The organism is Streptomyces sp. WELS2 (assembly GCF_013870595.1).
Lineage (GTDB): Bacteria > Actinomycetota > Actinomycetes > Streptomycetales > Streptomycetaceae > Streptomyces.
This window is the reverse complement of sequence record NZ_JACBWZ010001395.1, coordinates 1-519: the sequence shown is the minus strand read 5'-3', so window position 1 is coordinate 519 and position 519 is coordinate 1. Positions and strand designations below refer to the sequence as shown.

At 67.8% G+C, this 519-nt stretch carries 1 protein-coding gene; it reads right to left on the bottom strand.

Features of this window, described 5'->3' with window-relative positions; translation table 11 throughout:
• On the bottom strand, positions 1–519 hold a 519-nt coding region (locus H5J33_RS36580; RefSeq protein WP_181798973.1), incomplete at both ends, for an acyltransferase domain-containing protein.

The window sequence follows — 519 nt, the reverse complement described above, 5'->3', positions numbered from 1 at the left end:
GGATCTCCAGCAACTCCTCCCGGATCGACTCCACATGAGCCGAATGAGAGGCATAGTCCACCGGGATCCGGCGGGCCCGCACCCCCTCCGCCTCACACCGCGCCAACAACCCATCCAACGCCTCGACATCACCGGAAACCACCGTCGACACAGGCCCGTTCACAGCCGCGACGGACAACCCCTCCCCCAGCAGCCCCTCAACCTCTGCGACAGGCAGCGCCACGGACACCATCCCGCCACGCCCCGCCAACACACCCAACGCCCGACTACGCAACGCCACCACCCGCGCCGCATCCCCAAGCGACAACGCACCCGACACACACGCCGCAGCGATCTCACCCTGCGAATGACCGACCACAGCCGCCGGCTCCACCCCGTACGAACGCCACAACTCCGCCAACGACACCATCACCGCGAACAACACCGGCTGCACCACATCCACCCGCTCCAACCCCGGAGCCCCCGCCTCACCCCGCACCACCGCGGACAACGACCAGTCCACAAACGGCGCCAAAGCAG